Origin of the sequence: Variovorax sp. YR566 (assembly GCF_051992195.1) — a bacterium.
GTDB lineage: Bacteria > Pseudomonadota > Gammaproteobacteria > Burkholderiales > Burkholderiaceae_C > Variovorax.
This window is the reverse complement of sequence record NZ_CP197092.1, coordinates 5,304,573-5,320,941: the sequence shown is the minus strand read 5'-3', so window position 1 is coordinate 5,320,941 and position 16,369 is coordinate 5,304,573. Positions and strand designations below refer to the sequence as shown.

Annotated in this window: 16 protein-coding genes; 11 read left to right on the top strand and 5 right to left on the bottom strand. The window is 63.8% G+C overall.

The genetic code is table 11. The features are described 5' to 3' along the window. Window positions 1–20 precede the first annotated feature (20 nt). On the top strand, window positions 21–467 hold the full coding sequence (locus ACTG4X_RS24945) for an SRPBCC family protein (protein WP_093058481.1): 447 nt from the start codon (window positions 21–23) through the stop codon (window positions 465–467). 117 nt (window positions 468–584) lie between these two features. Beyond that, window positions 585–965: an SDR family NAD(P)-dependent oxidoreductase gene (locus ACTG4X_RS24940; RefSeq protein ID WP_440532170.1), complete on the top strand. Its 381-nt coding sequence runs from the start codon at window positions 585–587 to the stop codon at window positions 963–965. Here the strand turns inward: ACTG4X_RS24940 and ACTG4X_RS24935 are convergent. Beyond that, window positions 944–1,195 carry a hypothetical protein gene (locus tag ACTG4X_RS24935; RefSeq protein ID WP_440532169.1) on the bottom strand — a complete coding sequence of 84 codons (252 nt, stop codon included), beginning with the start codon at window positions 1,193–1,195 and terminating at the stop codon, window positions 944–946. The two genes, ACTG4X_RS24940 and ACTG4X_RS24935, sit on opposite strands and share 22 nt — an antisense overlap. A gap of 368 nt (window positions 1,196–1,563) precedes the next feature. On the opposite strand from ACTG4X_RS24935, the gene ACTG4X_RS24930 reads away from it, so the two are divergent. Continuing rightward, complete coding sequence (locus ACTG4X_RS24930) at window positions 1,564–1,893, top strand: 1-deoxy-D-xylulose-5-phosphate synthase (RefSeq protein WP_093058476.1); 330 nt, start codon at window positions 1,564–1,566, stop codon at window positions 1,891–1,893. A 561-nt stretch (window positions 1,894–2,454) separates the two neighbouring features. Next, the gene (locus ACTG4X_RS24925) at window positions 2,455–2,895 is read left to right on the top strand and encodes a VOC family protein (RefSeq protein WP_440532168.1); all 441 of its coding nucleotides are present in this window, start codon (window positions 2,455–2,457) and stop codon (window positions 2,893–2,895) included. A gap of 61 nt (window positions 2,896–2,956) precedes the next feature. Here the strand turns inward: ACTG4X_RS24925 and tuf are convergent, their stop codons facing one another. After that, window positions 2,957–4,150: an elongation factor Tu gene (gene tuf, locus ACTG4X_RS24920; protein WP_440532167.1), complete on the bottom strand. Its 1,194-nt coding sequence runs from the start codon at window positions 4,148–4,150 to the stop codon at window positions 2,957–2,959. An 897-nt stretch (window positions 4,151–5,047) separates the two neighbouring features. On the opposite strand from tuf, the gene ACTG4X_RS24915 reads away from it, so the two are divergent. From ACTG4X_RS24915 to ACTG4X_RS24900, 4 genes are all read left to right on the top strand, one after another. Next, window positions 5,048–5,404, top strand: a complete 357-nt coding sequence (locus tag ACTG4X_RS24915) for a hypothetical protein (RefSeq protein ID WP_440532166.1) — start codon at window positions 5,048–5,050, stop codon at window positions 5,402–5,404. A gap of 411 nt (window positions 5,405–5,815) precedes the next feature. After that, a complete protein-coding gene (locus ACTG4X_RS24910; RefSeq protein ID WP_440532165.1) occupies window positions 5,816–6,640 on the top strand; it encodes a rhamnosyltransferase in 825 nt (274 codons plus the stop codon). A gap of 7 nt (window positions 6,641–6,647) precedes the next feature. Then, entirely contained in the window at window positions 6,648–7,916 is a 1,269-nt protein-coding gene (locus tag ACTG4X_RS24905) for a TCR/Tet family MFS transporter (RefSeq protein ID WP_097198553.1), read from the top strand. Window positions 7,917–7,998: 82 nt separating this feature from the next. After that, window positions 7,999–8,289, top strand: coding sequence for a DUF1330 domain-containing protein (locus ACTG4X_RS24900; RefSeq protein ID WP_440532164.1), 291 nt, complete (start codon window positions 7,999–8,001; stop codon window positions 8,287–8,289). A gap of 29 nt (window positions 8,290–8,318) precedes the next feature. On the opposite strand, the gene ACTG4X_RS24895 is transcribed toward ACTG4X_RS24900, so the two are convergent. Next, window positions 8,319–9,209 (bottom strand): LysR family transcriptional regulator, encoded by an 891-nt coding sequence (locus ACTG4X_RS24895; protein ID WP_093080771.1) that lies wholly within the window; start codon window positions 9,207–9,209, stop codon window positions 8,319–8,321. Between the two features lie 82 nt (window positions 9,210–9,291). On the opposite strand from ACTG4X_RS24895, the gene argC reads away from it, so the two are divergent. Beyond that, a complete protein-coding gene (gene argC / locus ACTG4X_RS24890; RefSeq protein ID WP_093179632.1) occupies window positions 9,292–10,218 on the top strand; it encodes an N-acetyl-gamma-glutamyl-phosphate reductase in 927 nt (308 codons plus the stop codon). 71 nt (window positions 10,219–10,289) lie between these two features. Here the strand turns inward: argC and ACTG4X_RS24885 are convergent, their stop codons facing one another. After that, window positions 10,290–12,026, bottom strand: a complete 1,737-nt coding sequence (locus tag ACTG4X_RS24885; protein WP_440532163.1) for a YadA family autotransporter adhesin — start codon at window positions 12,024–12,026, stop codon at window positions 10,290–10,292. Window positions 12,027–12,214: 188 nt separating this feature from the next. Here ACTG4X_RS24885 and ACTG4X_RS24880 point away from each other — a divergent pair, with 188 nt between their 5' ends. Continuing rightward, window positions 12,215–13,840 (top strand): phospholipase D family protein, encoded by a 1,626-nt coding sequence (locus tag ACTG4X_RS24880; protein WP_440532162.1) that lies wholly within the window; start codon window positions 12,215–12,217, stop codon window positions 13,838–13,840. A 34-nt stretch (window positions 13,841–13,874) separates the two neighbouring features. Here the strand turns inward: ACTG4X_RS24880 and ACTG4X_RS24875 are convergent, their stop codons facing one another. Further along, window positions 13,875–15,776 (bottom strand): GspE/PulE family protein, encoded by a 1,902-nt coding sequence (locus ACTG4X_RS24875; RefSeq protein ID WP_440532161.1) that lies wholly within the window; start codon window positions 15,774–15,776, stop codon window positions 13,875–13,877. Between the two features lie 244 nt (window positions 15,777–16,020). On the opposite strand from ACTG4X_RS24875, the gene ACTG4X_RS24870 reads away from it, so the two are divergent. Then, window positions 16,021–16,362, top strand: coding sequence for a hypothetical protein (locus ACTG4X_RS24870; RefSeq protein WP_093058531.1), 342 nt, complete (start codon window positions 16,021–16,023; stop codon window positions 16,360–16,362). The last annotated feature ends 7 nt before the right edge of the window (window positions 16,363–16,369 follow it).

The window sequence follows — 16,369 nt, the reverse complement described above, 5'->3', positions numbered from 1 at the left end:
CACTTCAGGAGAACACAACCATGGCTACCAACACTGTCCGTCTGCACCGCGTGCTGCGCACTCCGCCGGACCGGCTCTACCGTGCCTTCGTCGAGCCCGGTGCTTTCGAGCGCTGGCTGCCACCGTTCGGATTCACTGGAAAAGTCCACAGCATGGAGCCCGTGGTCGGGGGCGCCTGGCGCATGTCGTTCACCGCCTTTGGTACGGGCCACAGCCACTCGTTCGGCGGGAAGTACCTGGAGCTCGTCCCCGGCCAGCGCATTGCATACGACGCCACTTTCGACGACCCCAATCTGCCTGGCACCATGAAGACCACCGTGACGCTGACTCCAGTGTCCTGCGGCACTGAAATGTCCGTCGTGCAGGAGGGCATCCCCGACGTGATTCCTGTCGAGATGTGCTACCTGGGCTGGCAGGAGTCGCTTGTGGCACTGGCCCAGTTGGTCGAGCCGAGTATTCCGGGTTGAGGAGGCCGCTTTGAGCTTGTGCTCAGCCTTGGCCAGGTGGTGCCACCTCTCGCCTTTCTGGAGGAGAGCGTTGCGGCCTGGCCAGGCCGGGCATGGTCGGGATGCCGCTCGATCTCGATGACCCGGCTTCGTTGTCTCGCCGAAGACGTTCGTGCGCGCTTTCCCGAACTCAATGTGCTCGTCGCCAACGCCGGCATCTCGCGGGCGGAGAACATGGCCGCAGACGGCTGGGATGTTTCTGCTGCCCAGGCCATCGTGGAGACGAACATCATGGGCGTGCTGCGCGTGACGGCGGAGCTCCTGCCGCTGCTGAAAAGGCAGCCAGACGCGGCAATCATGGCGACCAGCTCCAACCTTGCGCGACAGGGCACGGCGTTGGGCCGAGCGAGATGGCCGCTACGACGCTACCTTTGCCGCCATGAACCCGACTGCGGCGTAGTTGGAGGGGGAGGCCGCGCCAGTGGCGCGGCTTCGCCTCAACAGCGCGGGCTCTCCTGAAACAACGCCGCTGCCTCTCGAGCCAACTCCGCCGCGAGCCAGAGCACGTTGTTCAGATGCTCCGAGTCTTCCTGCTCGCCCCATCGGCCGTCTCCATGCAGGCACCAGAGCAGCGATTGCAACTGCTCCAGCTTGTTTTCCAGACGATCCGAGGGACCCGGTCCGCTCTCGGTAGCGGTTGCGTCGGGAGATGCCGGCGTGCGAGGCCGGGCCATAATTCGTTTAGCCATTTGGTGTGCGTCCTTTCAAGGTGTTGCACGTCACTTGGTTAGACGGCTGGAGTGTTACCGCACCCTGGCCGTCGCCTTTTGCGCCTCACGTTCGCATCGGTGCGCGGGTGCGTCGATGGCCCGCCGTGAGGCGATGCGGTTTGCTTATGTGGATTGCCGTTGGTGCTGTCTCCCTTGCCCGCATAGCGGGTGTTTGGTTGCGAGGGCATTCACTTTAGAGAAGAGCGGCGCGGTGCGGAAAAGCAAATGCGCTAGGAAGTCTCGATTTACGGGAATAACTTTTCTTCAGCCCACAATGGCGGTTTGAGTACAACGAAGTCGTGGCGTCGGGTTTCTTTTCCACTTCTTCACAACGGAAGTACGACCTGATGAAGAGCCGAATCATGTATATCGAAGCGAAGTCGGGCGGCCTGACAGGACCGGCCCGCATCGGTCGAGTCACCAGTTCCAAGTCGGGGGCAACCTTGTACTACGGAGGAAAGGCCTTTCGCAGCCTGAAGGGAAGCGGCTTCAAGTCGAACTATTTCGACGTTGAAACCGGTGAGCACTATTGGATTTCAGGGCCTCGACGAGATGGGAAGGACGCCCTGTATGCGACGCACATTCGGCCCGTCATAGACGATGACGTTCGGGACGAGTATTGGTTGAAGGTTCGCGGGGAGGCGGTGCTGTGCGGGGGTGAGAAGCAACTCGTGTGAGCGCCGGTAGGTGTGACCCAGGGGTTCTACCAAGCAGCAAACTTCAGACCATGCCAGCAGCAAATATGCAGAAGTCCGGCTCGATAGCTCGACGGGCACTAGTTCTTTCCGCGGCGCTATTGATGACAAGCGGATGTGCTCCCATCGAAGTGAGGGAAAGTCAAAAGCTTGACGCCGTCTTGACAGCATCCAAGGGCGAGCCGCCTTCAAAGTTGGCTCAGAAGTTGGCTCTGCAAGGCTATGCCTGTACTGCAGCCCCTGAGGATTCGTCGAGCAAGAAGGCGATGCTGCAGTGCTCAAGTCAGAGAGACAACCTGTGGCCGCCGTACTCCTGCATCTTCCGCGTTGATCTGGAAGCAGAACCGCAGGTAGGCTCGAACGAAACATCTCCAGTCGTGAGTCATGCGTGCGCTGGGCTATAGGCGAAATCCGGTCGGAAGCAGCCAGTCGCCAAGGGCAACTCCCGGGTAGGCTGTTTCCTCGGTAAGGTCATCCTCCTGGCTCGACCTGGACGCCAATTCCCCCAAATACGCGACACCGTTGAAAGAGGAACCGAAGTACATGACAGTCAAGCGAATGGACAACATCCTGATCGTTGTCGACGATCTCGAAGCGGTGAAGGCATTCTTTGTAGAGTTGGGCCTCGAGCTCGAGGGCCAAACCACGGTTGAAGGGCCTTCTGTCGGGAGCCTCATAGGGCTTGGAGACGTCAGAGCCACTCTCGCGATGCTGCGGACTCCCGATGGGCAGGGAATTGAACTGGACAAATTCCACACGCCGAATGCGGTTCGGTTCGGGCCTGTGGATGCGCCAGTGAACACCTTGGGTCTTCGTCGAATCATGTTTGCCGTCGACGGCATTGATGCTGTCGTTGCGCGAATGCAGGCCCATGGCGCAGAACTCATTGGCCAGATGCAGTATGGGGAGTCGTACCGGCTTGCCTATATTCGCGGGCCAGAGGGCATCATCGTCGGGCTTGCCGAGCAACTCGGTGGCGTTTAGGTCAAAAAAAGCCCCTGCCGCCTGACAAGCAGACGACAGGGGCAAGTGCGGCATCAGCCCTTCAGCCGAGCACCTCGGTCACGATGCCTGCGCCGACGGTCTTGCCGCCTTCGCGCATTGCGAACCGCATGCCGTTCTCGATGGCCACGGGCTTGTTCAGCTCGAAGCTGATCTGCGCCTGTGCGCCCGGCTCGACCAGACCGGTCTCGGTATCGACGCGAATGACACCCGTCACGTCGGTCGTGCCGAAGAAGAACTGCGGCTGATAGCCGGAGCCGAACGGGGTATGGCGACCACCTTCGTCCTTGCTGAGGACGAAGATCTGTGCGCGCCCCGTCCGGTACGGCTTCAGCGCACCGGGCTTCACGACAACCTGGCCTCGCACGACATCGTCGCGCTTGACCCCTCGCAGCAGCAGGCCGACGTTCATGCCGGCTCGCGCCTCGGCGACGTCCTTGTGGAAGGACTGCACGCCGGTCACGATCACCTGTTCGTCGCCGTCCGAACTGAGCCCGACGATCTCCAGGCTGTCACCGACGCGGATCACACCGCGCTCGACCCGGCCGCTGACCACGGTGCCGCGGCCCGTGATGGTGTGCACGCCTTCGACAGGCATCATGAACGGCGCGCTGTAGTCGCGCACCGGATCAGGAATGCACGAGTCCAACGCGTTCACGAGCTCGACGATGCATCGCACGTCGGCGCCTTCGAGGTCGCCGCGCTCGGCGGCGGCCAAGGCCTTCAGCGCACTGCCGAAGACGAAGCGGGCATCGCGGTATCCGTGCGCAGCCAGCAGCGCGCCGATTTCCATTTCGATCAGCTGCTCGATGTCCGCGCGGTCACTTTCCGCAATGAGGTCCATCTTGTTCACGAACACCACCATGTGGCCGACGTTCACCTGGCGCGCCAGCAGCACATGCTCGATGGTCTGCCGTGCGGCGCCCTCGGTGCCGTCCACCAGCAGGATCGCGCCGTCCATCTGCGAGGCGCCGGTGATCATGTTCTTGATGTAGTCGGCATGTCCGGGGCAGTCGATGTGTGCGTAATGACGGCTGTCCGACTCGTACTCGACGTGCGAGGTATTGATCGTGATGCCGCGTTCGCGCTCTTCCTTCGCGTTGTCGATCTGCCCATAGGACAGCGCACGGCCGCCAATGCGCGCGGCCTGCACGAAGGTAAGAGCAGCCGTCAGCGTCGTCTTGCCATGGTCGACGTGACCGATGGTTCCGACATTCACATGAACCTTGTTCATCATGGTTTTCTCCAGTTTGAGAGTAAAAAACCGATCCGATTCGCTGGCCAGGCGAAACGGTCGGCGGGTTGTCGGTGCGCGCGCACCAAACTCGCGATGCCCGCCATGCGGGCGAAAAAAAAGCCTGCTGGGTGGACCACCCGACAGGCTTTTCTTCTTGCCTGAAGGATGGACCTCCAGGCGCACGAGGGCCTGGAGGCTCTACATGAACCACTCCGCGGAGTCGAAGCACAGCACCGCGCTGGCAGCGCGCGCGGCGAAAGTAAGTTCTCGTTCGGGGCTCATGTCCAAATCTCCAACTGGGTAAGCAGAAAACAAAAAACCCGGTGGCTTGAGGCCTACCGGGTCTTGTGAAACTCAGGAGGCCGAGCCTCCAGGTGGAAGGGCTCTAGGAAAGCAATTCGGTGCCAAAAGGGCGCAGCGAAGCCGCCGCAACGGTGCGGGTCATCAATGCGTCTGGCGTGGTCAGGAACTGCTTCATGGGTCTCTCGTGCGGCTGGCTGTTGGCCGCGGCGCGATGGTTAATCTTTGGGGGTCGGAGGCTAACACCGCTATAGCGATCCGGCAACAGAAGCGTTGCACGCGCGCAGCAATAGTTGCCCGGCGCTTCGTCGCAAATGTCGGCAAGCCGCATTCGTGGCGCCGTGGCACAGATCGACGCAGAAGCACGCCGGTTCCTTCGGCCTCGCGCCAGAGAGGCACCAGGCTCATAGGTCAACGCCCCTTTCAGTTCGCGGACGATGGCCGATTGAGCGATCGGTTCTTCGCGGAGAACCGGGGCATCGGGAGCGGCAGCAACGCGCCCTTCGCGACGGCGATGTGACTGGCTACAGTCGGCTAAGAACGGATATCTATGAGCCCCCTTTTCTGGGGATCTTTTTTGACTAGGGAGAAGAAACCATGAGCTACTACACCCGCTTGGAACTGCAATGGGACGATGCTGACTACGCGTCTGGAAGCCTTACGCCTCAACTGATCGCCGAAGCGGCCGAGAGCTTTGTTGTCGGCAATGGTTGGTCGCTGGATGTGCTCAAAGACCTGCGGGCGTCTGCCGAAGGCAAAGGGCTTGATCGCCCGGGCTACAACTCCATCTATGCGGAACCGTTGATAGCAATGCTTCGAGAAGTCTCGCTGGCATTCCCATCGGTCAAGTTCTTTGCACGCGGTGTCGGCGAAGAAATGTTCGACACATGGGCTCGTGATATTCGCGCTGGCGAAGTCCACCGGGAGTTTGGTCCCTTTGAGCCAGCGGAGTAGTTTGCTTTCGAGCCACAAGCGGACCTAGAAGCCGCATTCATACTTTGTTATGAATGCAGACAAGAACTCTCGCAGCCTCTCTTTGCCATTCACCGCACCAGATTAGTACTTCGGTGAGCTCGATCGCGCATCGCTTTTGCGCAAAACCAACCGCAGGGGCAGCATATCGACCCGCGCCCGTAACAACGCTTGAAATTGTCATCGGTTCGGGCCCACACTCCGAACGCCTGTCACTCTGGATAGATCGCGATGTCCTTTTCGTTCGGTGCCGTTGTCGTCACCTATTTCCCCACCGACGGGCAACTGACGAACCTCCATTCACTCGCGCAGTCGTGCCCGCGCCTATGTGTGGTCGACAACACGCCAGAAGTGGGCGACTGGCATCGCGCGCTCATCGACGCGGAGATCCCCGTGCTGCACAACGGCAACCGTGGTGGCATCGCGGGTGCATTCAACTGCGGCATCGTCGAACTCGAAGCGCGGGGCGTTGAACTCTTCTTTCTGCTCGACCAGGATTCGGAGCTCCCGCCCGGCTACTTCGACGCCATGTGCCAGGCCGCAGTGGCAGCACGAGACAGGAAACACGGTCCCGGCACAGGCGATGCCGGCGAGAGCGAAGAGGGCGCTGCCTTCCTGATCGGCCCGCTCGTCCATGACACGAACCTGGACGCACTGATTCCGCAATTCGGCCTCGAGGGCAAGCGTGTCTATCAGTTCGACCTGCGAAAGCCTTTCACCGAACCGCTGGTTCGCTGCGCCTTCCTGATCTCTTCTGGCTCTTTGATTTCGCGCGCGGCCTGGGCCAGGATAGGTCGCTTCGACGAGCGCTACGTGATCGACCACGTCGACACCGACTACTGCATGCGCGCACTGCACTACGACGTACCGATCTATCTGAATCCGCACGTCGTGCTTCAGCACCAGATCGGCGATCTCCAGGCGAAGTCGCTGTTCGGCTGGAAGATCTACGTCATCAACTATTCGGCCGTGCGCCGCTATTACATTGCGCGCAATGCCCTCGACCTCTCGCTGGCGCATGTGCGCGCCTTTCCCGCGATTCTGTTCATCAACGTCTACACGCTGAAGCAGATCCTGCCCATGCTGATCTTCGAGCGCGATCGTTTGAGAAAGTGCATTGCACTGATGGTCGGCTTATTCGATGGCCTGCTCGGTCGGCTTGGCGGCATCCGCGAGGCGCGCCCCCGGATGAGCAAGTACCTGAGCCGCAGCGGTTGAACTCGCGATGAGCTCGACCCTTCAAGCGCCCCGCGCCCGCCGCGCCGCGCTCGCTTTCATATTCGTGACCGTGCTGATCGACTTCCTCGCGTTCGGGTTGATTCTTCCTGGTCTGCCGCATCTGGTGGAGCGCCTCGCTGGTGGTAGTACTGCAACAGCGGCGTATTGGATCGCAGTGTTCGGCACGGCGTTTGCGGCTATTCAGTTCATCTGCTCGCCGATTCAGGGCGCCTTGTCCGATCGCTTTGGGCGGCGACCTGTGATCTTGCTGTCGTGCCTGGGGCTGGCCGTGGACTTTGTGTTCATGGCCCTGGCCAACAGCTTGCCGTGGCTGTTCATTGGCCGGGTGGTGTCCGGCGTGTTCTCGGCCAGCCTTACTGCAGCCAATGCCTACATCGCCGATGTGACGTCGCCTGAGGAGCGCGCCAAGAGCTACGGCATAGTGGGCGCGGCGTTCGGTGTGGGCCTGGTGCTCGGGCCGGTGCTCGGCGGGCAACTGAGCCACATCGATTCACGCTTGCCGTTCTGGTTCGCGGCCGGCCTGACCATGCTCAACTTCTGCTATGGATGGTTCGTGTTGCCGGAGTCGCTGCCCTCGGAACGGCGCAGCCGGAAGTTTGACTGGTCGCACGCCAATCCGATCGGATCGCTGGTGCTGTTGAAGCGCTACCCGCAGGTGTTCGGGCTGGCGGCGGTGATCTTCCTTGTCAACCTCGCGCAGTATGTCTATCCCAGCGTGTTCGTGCTGTTCGCCGACTATCAATACCGCTGGAAGGAAGACGCGGTGGGTTGGGTGCTCGGACTGGTAGGCGTGCTCAGTGTGCTGGTCAACGTGCTGTTGATCGGGCCGGGCGTGAAGCGCTTCGGCGAGCACCGCACCCTGTTGTTCGGGCTGGGTTGCGGCGTGCTCGGCTTCGTCATCTACGGCTTCGCCGACGTGGGCTGGGTCCTTGTGGCTGCGCTGCCGTTCGGCACGTTGTTGACGGTCGCCGGACCGGCGGCACAGACGCTGCTCACCAGGCAGGTCGACGCTAGTGAGCAGGGTCGCGTTCAGGGCGCGTTGACGAGCCTGGTGTCAGTGGCAGGTATCGTCGGACCGGCGACGTTCGCCGGCAGCTTCGGTTATTTCATCGGCGTGGACGCACCCGTGCATTTGCCAGGCGCGCCTTTTTTCATTGCCGCGGTGTTCCTGGGCATCGGCGCGCTGATCGCGTGGCGCTACGCACGGCCGACGGTGGCAGTGGATGCAACGACAGCGGTGATCGAGCCGACCTAGCACGGCCTTCTCGGCCATGCCTCGGCAAGGTCATGGGCAACGGAAGCTATATTGTTCATTCAGCAACAAGAGAGAAGTCACCATGGCAAAAGCCTATTGGGTCAGTGCGTACCGTGCCGTCAAGGACGCCGACAAACTTGCAGCCTATGCGAAGCTGGCTGGTCCGGCGATCACTGCTGGCGGTGGGCGCTTTCTGGCGCGTGGCCTGCCCGCCAAGGTCTACGAGTTCGGTTTGTCCGAACGCACCGTGTTGATCGAGTTCGACAGCCTCGAGCTGGCTACGTCCACGCATGACAGCCCTGACTACCAAGCTGCGCTTGCCGCGTTGGGCGACGGCGCCGAACGGGATCTACGGATCATCGAAGGGGTCTGAGCAACTGCGGGCCAGGGGCTGGCGCCGGCTCAAGCAGCCGAATCCTTCTCTGGCAGCAACGCCTCCAGGACGAAACGTGTCGGTCCGCTGGCACCCCGGTCGCTGACCGCTAGACCGAGCTGCCGCCATAGAGCCGGGCTGAGCGAGCGAACGGCGATGCGAGGATCGCGCGCGGGCTCGTGCGATTCCTCCGGCAGCAAGGCCGCTCCGTAGCCAGCGGCGACCAGTGTCCTGATCGCATCGTTGTAGTTGAGCTCGATGCGCGGCCGGCAATGGACGCCAGCCGCAGAGAACCATTCCGCGGTCAGCCGGTAGAGACGCGTGGAAGAGTCGTTCATGATCAGCGGTCGCTGGGCCAGCCACTGCGGGGTAAGCCGCTTGGGTGCTTTCCAGTCCGCCGGCAGAAAGGCGACAACAGACTCGCGCCGCAGCGGAGTGACATGAACACCGCGCACAGGCGCCTGCGGCAGCGCCACGACCGCCAGGTCGAGGCTGCCTGCGGCGAGCCGGGCCATGCTGTCGTTGGAGGTCAGTACCTGCACGTTCACGTCGATGCCGGGATGGTTCCGGGCAAGACGTTCGAGCGCGGGCGGCAGCAGGTGCGCAATGGCGCCCGTCGAGGCTCCCACCCGCACGCGGCCCGTTTGGCCTGCGAGCTGACGTCGAACGTCCTCCACTGCGTCGTCCGCGTCCGCCAGCAACCTGCGGGCACGCGCGATGAAGCGCTCTCCCAAGGCAGTCGCTTGCGCGGGCCCCCGCCCGCGAACGAGCAACTGGCCACCCAGGCGCGACTCCAGTTCCGCGATCTGAACGGTGACGGTGGGTGCCGCCAGGTGAAGGGCGCGCGCAGCATTGGCCAAAGACCCGAGGTCGGCGATGGCGACAAGGGTGCGCAGATGGTCAAGGCTCAGTTCCCGCATATCGCTAATTTAACTTTTCTTAATCTGGGGTTCCATATATTTAGCTGGAGCCATCGAGGTCGTATCCCTACGATTGCGCTCCATGGACCTCAATATCTTCATCGACGGCGATCAGGGCACCACCGGCCTTGACCTGCAGAACCGCCTGCGGGGCGGGGAATTTCGCATCCGCACATTGCCGACAAGCCTGCGCAAGGATGCGGCTGCCCGCCGGGCCGCTCTCAACGAGTGCGACATCGCGATCCTTTGCCTGCCCGATGCCGCGGCGCGCGACGCGGTGGCGATGATCGAGAACCCTGCCGTGCGTGTCATCGACGCCAGCTCGGCCCACCGCACCAGCCCGGGTTGGGTCTACGGCCTGCCGGAGCTCGATGCACAGCAAGGCGAACGTATCGCCTCGGCACCGCGGGTCACGAATCCGGGCTGCTATCCCACCGCCGCGGTCGCCCTGCTGCGACCGTTGACGGATGCAGGCCTGTTGCCCACCGACTATCCGCTGGTCATCCATGCCGTCTCAGGCTATTCGGGTCAGGGCAGGGCGGGGGCGGAAGCGCACGAGGCCGCAGCTGGCGGCGCAGGGGCGCATTCGCTGAAGGTCTATGGCCTTGCACTCGAGCACAAGCACGTGGCGGAAATCGAGGCCTATGGCGGCTTGGCGCAGCGGCCCATCTTCGTGCCGGCCTATGGCAGCTACCGGCAGGGCATCGTGCTCACCATCGGATTGCACGCGCGGATGCTTCCCTCTGATGCTTCGGGCGTGCGCATCCACGAATGCCTTGCGGAACGATACCGCGATGCGGCGCATGTGCGCGTGCTGCCGATGTCGTCTGCTGTGCCGATGACCGAACTGGACCCGCAAGTCCACAACGGCTCGAACGACATGAGTCTGGCCGTTGCATTCAATGAACGCACAGGTCAGATCGTCTTGAGCGCGGTTCTCGACAATCTGGGCAAAGGTGCCGCAGGCGCGGCCGTGCAGAACCTGCGATTGATGGCGAGCGCTTCGTAGCCCACTTTGTGAATTCGAAAGGGATATGGCTCACGCAGCCGGATTGTTGTGGGTCCTTCTTTCCACACCTCTCACCACGCATACCCCGCCTGCACCCGAGCCGCAACCCTGTTATTGCTCCCACTGCTCGTAGCAGTCGAAACCCCCACCCCCAGATTCAGGTTGTCATTGACCTGATACCCAAACGCAAAGCCCACAGCCGACGCACCTGCATAGTTGCCAACAGCCGCGCCCATCCATTTCTTGCCCACCGGCAGCGTTGGCATCGACGGCATGGCCAGCGCAGCGGCCACGCCCTGCGCAGCAAATGCATTGGCCTGGCTGGTCGCGTTGCTCACTGCCTGCTGCAGCTGATTGACGTTGACTGCGTCAGTGCCCAGCACCCCCGGCGCGACATTCGTGATGCCGCGCAACTGACCGGTGGCGGCATTGCCCACCGACACGGTGTTGTCGCGCTCCGCCACGGAGCCCTGGCCCAGTGCGACCGCGTTGCTGCCCGAGGCCAATGTGTTGGCGCCCAGCGCCACGGCGTTGTTGCCGGTGGCGATGGCGTTGTTGCCTACTGCGGTGGTGGGATCGGCCAGCGCCTTGGCGCCGGCACCGATGGCGACCGAGCCCGCATTGCTGGCTTGCGCCCCGTTGCCGATGGCCACGGTGTTCTCGCCGTTGGCCTGTGCGTTGGTGCCCATCGATGTGCTGCCCGCGCCGCTGGAACTGGCGCCGGGGCCGCAGGCCACGGCACCGCCAGCGCCCACCGCGCACACGCCGCTGGCCAGGGCCTGGTTCATCAGCGTCTGCAGCGCCGTCACCTGCTGCACGGTGAAGTTGTTGGCCGTGGTGATGGCGGTCTGTTGCGCCTGCTGCACCTGGCCGACGTTGGCTGCATCGGTGGTCGCCTGACCCGCGCTCACGTTGCTGATGGTGGTGCCGGCGCCGCCGTTGGCGTTGAGTTGCAGCGATGTGCCGCCCGCGCCGTACTGCGCCGAGTTCTGCGCGAGGGACTGCGCAGTCGAGGCGGTCTGCTGCACGGTGTAGAGCTGGCTGCCGTTGACGGCATCGGTGCTCGTGGCGTTCACCGCGCCGGCGTTGACGTTGACGAGGGTGCGCGTCTGGCCCGCCGAGCCGAATGAAACGGTGTTTGCCGCGGTGGCGACCGAGTTGGCGCCGATGGCTGCGCTATTGGTCGCGCCACTGGCAACCTGGCTGCCCGTGCCGACGGCCACGCTGCCGGTGGCCAGCGCCGACGCACCGGATGACCCGTTGTAGGCGCCGCCAATGGCGGTGCTGCCGTTGCCCGATGCCACTGCGCCCTGGCTGGCGCCCGAGGCACTGCCGATGGCGACCGCCGAGACGCCCGATGCCTGCGCGCCGCCGCCGCCCGCCTGGCCGCTGAAGCCGCAGCAGCCGTCCGTGCCCTGGCCTCCCGACCCGACGGCGATGGCGCCGCTGGCCGAAGCTTGTGCACCGCTGCCGCCGTTGCCGCCGGTGCCGCCCGCGAACCCCTGCCCGGCGGTGCCGCCGCCGCCGATGGCCGTCGCGCCGTTCGCGTTTGCGCTGGCGCCCGCTCCACCTGTGCCGCCGGTTCCGCCGGCGGTTCCGTTGCTGCCGTCGCCGCCCGCTCCGATCGCGGTGGCGCCATCTCCGGAGACCGTGGCTGCGCCACCGCCGCTGCTGCTCGTCCAGCCCGGCTGGTTGGGGCCGGGGTTGCCGGCGTCACCGGCCACGTAGCCCGCTGCGTGAGCGCTTCCTATGGTGAGCAGGGCCACGGCCGGCAAGTACCGGCGCGAGAGCTGGAGTCGAGTGAGCATGGTTCTTCCCTTGCAAAAACGAATAAGACAAAACGCGGGCGAGTGTGTCTTTTTGTTTGCAGAAGAGCCATACCCGAGAACTGGTAGATCCGGCTCCGGCAAGGCTCGGCGTCAGGTTGAGCGCGTCATACTCCCAGCCGGATCATTCGCACGGGATGTGATGTGCCAACCGAGCCGGGAGTAGAAAAATGATCACTGCATGCTGGCGTGCGCTGCCTGCCGCACTGGCGCTTGCCTTCTCGATGCTGATGAGCGCCTGCTCCAGCCTGCCGCCCCGGGTACCGGAACAGCCCGTCAGTGCCATCGCCGATTTCTCAGCCACGCCGTTGAGCGCGATCACGCAGAAGGTGCTGCCCCCAGATACCCGCTCGGGCTTCCAGCTCCTGCCCTACGGCCCCACATCTTTCGCCACCCGCATGGCAATGGCGAAGCTCGCCACCCGCAGCCTCGACGTGCAGTACTACCTGCTGGCCGCGGACAACACCGGCCGCGCCCTGATGCGCGAGCTACGCGACGCCGCGCTGCGCGGAGTTCGCGTGCGGCTGCTGGTCGACGACCTCTACACCACCGGCGAAGACGATCTGCTGCTGGCGCTCGCCAGCTATCCGAATGTGCAGGTGCGCCTGTTCAACCCGTTTCCGGGCGGGCGCGGCAGCGACGTGACGCGCTTCATCAGCTCGGGCCTGGACTTCGATCGCATCAACCGGCGCATGCACAACAAGCTGTTCGTGGCCGACAACGCCGCGGCCGTCGCGGGCGGTCGCAACATGGCAGACGAGTATGTGATGAATGCCGCCGGCAGCAACTTCGTCGACATGGACGTCTTCGCGGCCGGCCCGGTGGTGCGCGAACTGTCGAACGAGTTCGACCACTACTGGAACAGCGAAGTCGTCTACCCCGTGGGCCAGATCGCCCGCAGCACGCTGACACCCGCGCAACTGCAGCAGAACTTCGAAGCGCTCACCGCCACGGCAAAGCCGCCCGAGGCATTCCGAATCCCGCTGGACGGCAAGATCCTCAACGCCAGCGCAAACGAGCCTTCCGTCGTGCCACTCGACATGGTGCCCATGCTGAACCTGCCTTTCGAGCTGGCCGAGCACCAGTTGAGCCCGCTGCTGTGGGCCAATGCGCGCGTGCTGTTCGATCCGCTCACCAAGACCGAGGGCCTGAACGAGCGCGAGAACTCCATCAAGGGCACGGTGACCGAAGGCGTCATCCGCTGGTTCGAGACTTCGCGCTCCAGCATCAAGATGGTGTCGCCGTATTTCGTTCCGTCCGATGCGGCCGTGGCCAACCTGGCGCGAGCGCAGGCCGAGGGCATCAGCGTGTCGCTGGTCACCAACTCGCTTGCGTCCACTGACGAGCCATGGGTGTACGTGGGCTACTGGCCGCACATCCACGAACTGCTCAAGTCCGGCGTGACCATCTACGAGCTGAGCCCCACGCTGAGCGTGAAGCGCGGCAAGTACGGCATCTTCGGCCACCGCACGGGCGCGTTGCACATGAAGAACGGCATCGTCGACCAGAAGCAGGTGTTCCTCGGCTCGATGAACCTCGACCCCCGCTCGGCCCGGCTCAACACCGAACTGGGGGTGATCATCGACAGCCCCGAGATGGCGCGGCAGCTGCTGAGCTTCGCGGATGCGGGCAGCTCCTACCGCTTGCGGCTCGACGCCACCGGCCGGAACGTCGAGTGGGTAGAAGAAGACGAGGACGGCAAGGAAACGGCCTACGACGTGCCGCCCGAAACCTCGGCGTGGCAGCGCTTCAAGCTGCGGTTGATCGCGCCGTTCATTCCGCAGAGCCAGCTGTAGCGGCTCTGCGTTCGCGGGCTCGCCCTTACCGCTCTTACACGTTGCTGGTGGCGCGCACTTCCTCGATGGTGGTCTGCCCGGCCAGCACCTTCTCGATGCCGTCCTGCCGCAGCGTGCGCATGCCTTCCTGCAGGGCAGCCTGCTGGAGCTCTTCCGCGCGCGCGCCGGTCTGCACGAGGCGGCGCAGCGTCTTCGACATGGTCATCAGCTCGTGGATGCCCACGCGCCCCTTGAAGCCGGTGTCGCCGCAATGCTTGCAGCCGGTGCTGGTGTAGGTGTGCAGGTGCCCGTCGCGGCCGTATCGCTGCACCCAGTCGCTTCGCACCGCCTGGCGCTGGGCCGCATCGTGCTGGTGCGCGCCGAAGGCGTGCATGTAGTCGTCGAGCAGTTCGTCGACGGTCTCGGGGCTTGCGGGCTTGCTGCTGGTGCATTGCTTGCACAGGCGGCGTACCAGCCGTTGCGCGAGCACGGCCAGCAGAGAGTCTGCAAAGTTGAAGGGGTCCATGCCCATGTCGAGCAGTCGGGTCACGGTTTCAGGCGCGCTGTTGGTGTGCAGGGTCGACAGCACGAGGTGGCCGGTCAGCGAGGCCTCGATGGCGGTCTTCGCGGTTTCCTCATCGCGGATTTCGCCGACCATGATCACGTCCGGGTCGGCGCGCACGAAGGCTCGCAGCGCCTTGGCAAAGGTCCAGTCGATGCGCGGATTGATCTGCACCTGCCGCAGCCCGGCCTGCGTGATTTCGACCGGGTCTTCCGCCGTCCAGATCTTTCGCTCCGGCGTGTTGATGTGCATCAGCGCCGAGTGCAGCGTCGTCGTCTTGCCCGAGCCCGTGGGCCCCACGCACAGCACCATGCCGTAGGGACGCTCGACGGCCTTGGTCAGCTGCGCAAGGTTGTTCGGCGACAGGCCCAGCTCGCTCATGGGAATGGGCTTGGCCGATGCCAGGATGCGCATCACCACGTCTTCGAGCCCGTTGTTGGTGGGAATGGTTGCCACGCGCAGTTCGATGCGGTGCTGCGGCGAGTACTTCGCGAAGTTGATCTTGCCGTCCTGCGGGTTGCGCTTTTCGCTGATGTCCAGGTCGCACATGATCTTCACGCGCGCGACGATGGCGTTGCGGTAGCTCGGCGGCAGCTCCAGGTAGGTGTAGAGCAGGCCGTCGCGGCGAAAGCGGATGCGGGTTTTTTCCTGGCCGGGGTAGCTTTCGATGTGGATGTCCGACGCGCCCTCGCGATGCGCCTCGAGGATCATGCTGTTGATCATGCGCACAAGGGAGTTGTCAGACTGCTCGATCGGCGCGTCGGAAGTGGGTGCGGCGGGGCCTTCTTTCTCCAGCGTCTGCAGCAGTTCGCTGGTGCCGGCCATGTCGAAATCGAGCGGCTGGCTGGGATCGAGGCTGGACGAGAAGACGCCGGGAGCGGAGGCCGTGTGCTCGCCGATCTTTTCGTACACCGCTCGCAGCACGCCGTCGAGGTCGAGGCATTGCCCGACGACCGGCGTGACCTTCATCTGGGCGATGAACTCCACTTCGTCGAGGGCCGAATGCCGGCTGGTCGGGTCGTCGATCGCTACGACGAGGCGCCCTTCGTGCAGCATCAGCGGCATCACCTGCAGGCGGCGCGACACCGCATACGGGAGCTTGCGCAACGCCTCGGCAGCAGCGGGAAACAGATGCAGGTTGACGAGGGGGTAGCCCATCTTGCGCACCAGCGCGGTCTGCAGCTGGCCGCGGCTCACTACGCCCATGCGCACCAGCGTCTCGCCCAGCGGCACGGTGGGCTCCAGCTTTTGCTGCGCCAGCCCCGCGCGAAGCTGCTCGTCGGTGATCATGCCCAGCGATGTCAGCGCTTCGCCGATGCGTGCGATCGGCGTGCGGCTCTGGGCTTCGAGCGCGCTATGCAACTGCTCGGGCATGACGACTTCGATGGGGGGCATGGGGCGATCTCCTGTCTGGATTGCGGACAGGCAATCGTAGAGCGTGATCGATGCACTTGCCACCAGCTTGACCCTTGAGTACACAAGTTCTCAATGCTGTAATGAAATGCCCCCCAAGGCTTCGCGCACTTCGTGTCGCTTCGCCTGCCCCTCGCCGGGGCGACACCTTCTCGGCCGTGGTTCGCACCCCGAATCTCCTTTAGTCCTACGCGGATTGCCCGCCATCTGCCTAAACATGACCGCGATGCGTCAATTGATCCTTGCAACGACCCTGGGGCTGAGCGCGCTCGGCGCTTCCACACAGGCCGAGCCCGTCAAGGTGCCCGTCGACAGCGACGAGAAGGGCTCCGTCTACGTCGCGCCCAACGTCAACCCGACCGAGACATCGGCCACCGTCAAGGGGGGCACGGTCGGCGTGCTGCGGCCCGATGGCAGCGGCACCTACATCGGTACCGACACCTCCATGCCACGGCCTACTTACTCGCTGGGCGGAAGCACCGGCGGCAATCTGTCGCTCTCGGGCGGGTTGTCGTCGGACGGCAAGAACAACAACGGCGTGAAGGCTGGCGTCACCATCAAGTACTGAATCGGGT

What these genes read in the sequence shown, in the direction of transcription:
- ACTG4X_RS24945 (WP_093058481.1), top strand. Translation starts at nt 21, where the DNA reads ATGGCTACCAACACTGTCCGTCTGCACCGCGTGCTGCGCACTCCGCCG.
- ACTG4X_RS24940 (WP_440532170.1), top strand. Translation starts at nt 585, where the DNA reads ATGACCCGGCTTCGTTGTCTCGCCGAAGACGTTCGTGCGCGCTTTCCC.
- ACTG4X_RS24935 (WP_440532169.1), bottom strand. Translation starts at nt 1,195, where the DNA reads ATGGCTAAACGAATTATGGCCCGGCCTCGCACGCCGGCATCTCCCGAC.
- ACTG4X_RS24930 (WP_093058476.1), top strand. Translation starts at nt 1,564, where the DNA reads ATGAAGAGCCGAATCATGTATATCGAAGCGAAGTCGGGCGGCCTGACA.
- ACTG4X_RS24925 (WP_440532168.1), top strand. Translation starts at nt 2,455, where the DNA reads ATGACAGTCAAGCGAATGGACAACATCCTGATCGTTGTCGACGATCTC.
- tuf (WP_440532167.1), bottom strand. Translation starts at nt 4,150, where the DNA reads ATGATGAACAAGGTTCATGTGAATGTCGGAACCATCGGTCACGTCGAC.
- ACTG4X_RS24915 (WP_440532166.1), top strand. Translation starts at nt 5,048, where the DNA reads ATGAGCTACTACACCCGCTTGGAACTGCAATGGGACGATGCTGACTAC.
- ACTG4X_RS24905 (WP_097198553.1), top strand. Translation starts at nt 6,648, where the DNA reads ATGAGCTCGACCCTTCAAGCGCCCCGCGCCCGCCGCGCCGCGCTCGCT.
- ACTG4X_RS24900 (WP_440532164.1), top strand. Translation starts at nt 7,999, where the DNA reads ATGGCAAAAGCCTATTGGGTCAGTGCGTACCGTGCCGTCAAGGACGCC.
- ACTG4X_RS24895 (WP_093080771.1), bottom strand. Translation starts at nt 9,209, where the DNA reads ATGCGGGAACTGAGCCTTGACCATCTGCGCACCCTTGTCGCCATCGCC.
- argC (WP_093179632.1), top strand. Translation starts at nt 9,292, where the DNA reads ATGGACCTCAATATCTTCATCGACGGCGATCAGGGCACCACCGGCCTT.
- ACTG4X_RS24885 (WP_440532163.1), bottom strand. Translation starts at nt 12,026, where the DNA reads ATGCTCACTCGACTCCAGCTCTCGCGCCGGTACTTGCCGGCCGTGGCC.
- ACTG4X_RS24880 (WP_440532162.1), top strand. Translation starts at nt 12,215, where the DNA reads ATGATCACTGCATGCTGGCGTGCGCTGCCTGCCGCACTGGCGCTTGCC.
- ACTG4X_RS24875 (WP_440532161.1), bottom strand. Translation starts at nt 15,776, where the DNA reads ATGCCCCCCATCGAAGTCGTCATGCCCGAGCAGTTGCATAGCGCGCTC.
- ACTG4X_RS24870 (WP_093058531.1), top strand. Translation starts at nt 16,021, where the DNA reads ATGCGTCAATTGATCCTTGCAACGACCCTGGGGCTGAGCGCGCTCGGC.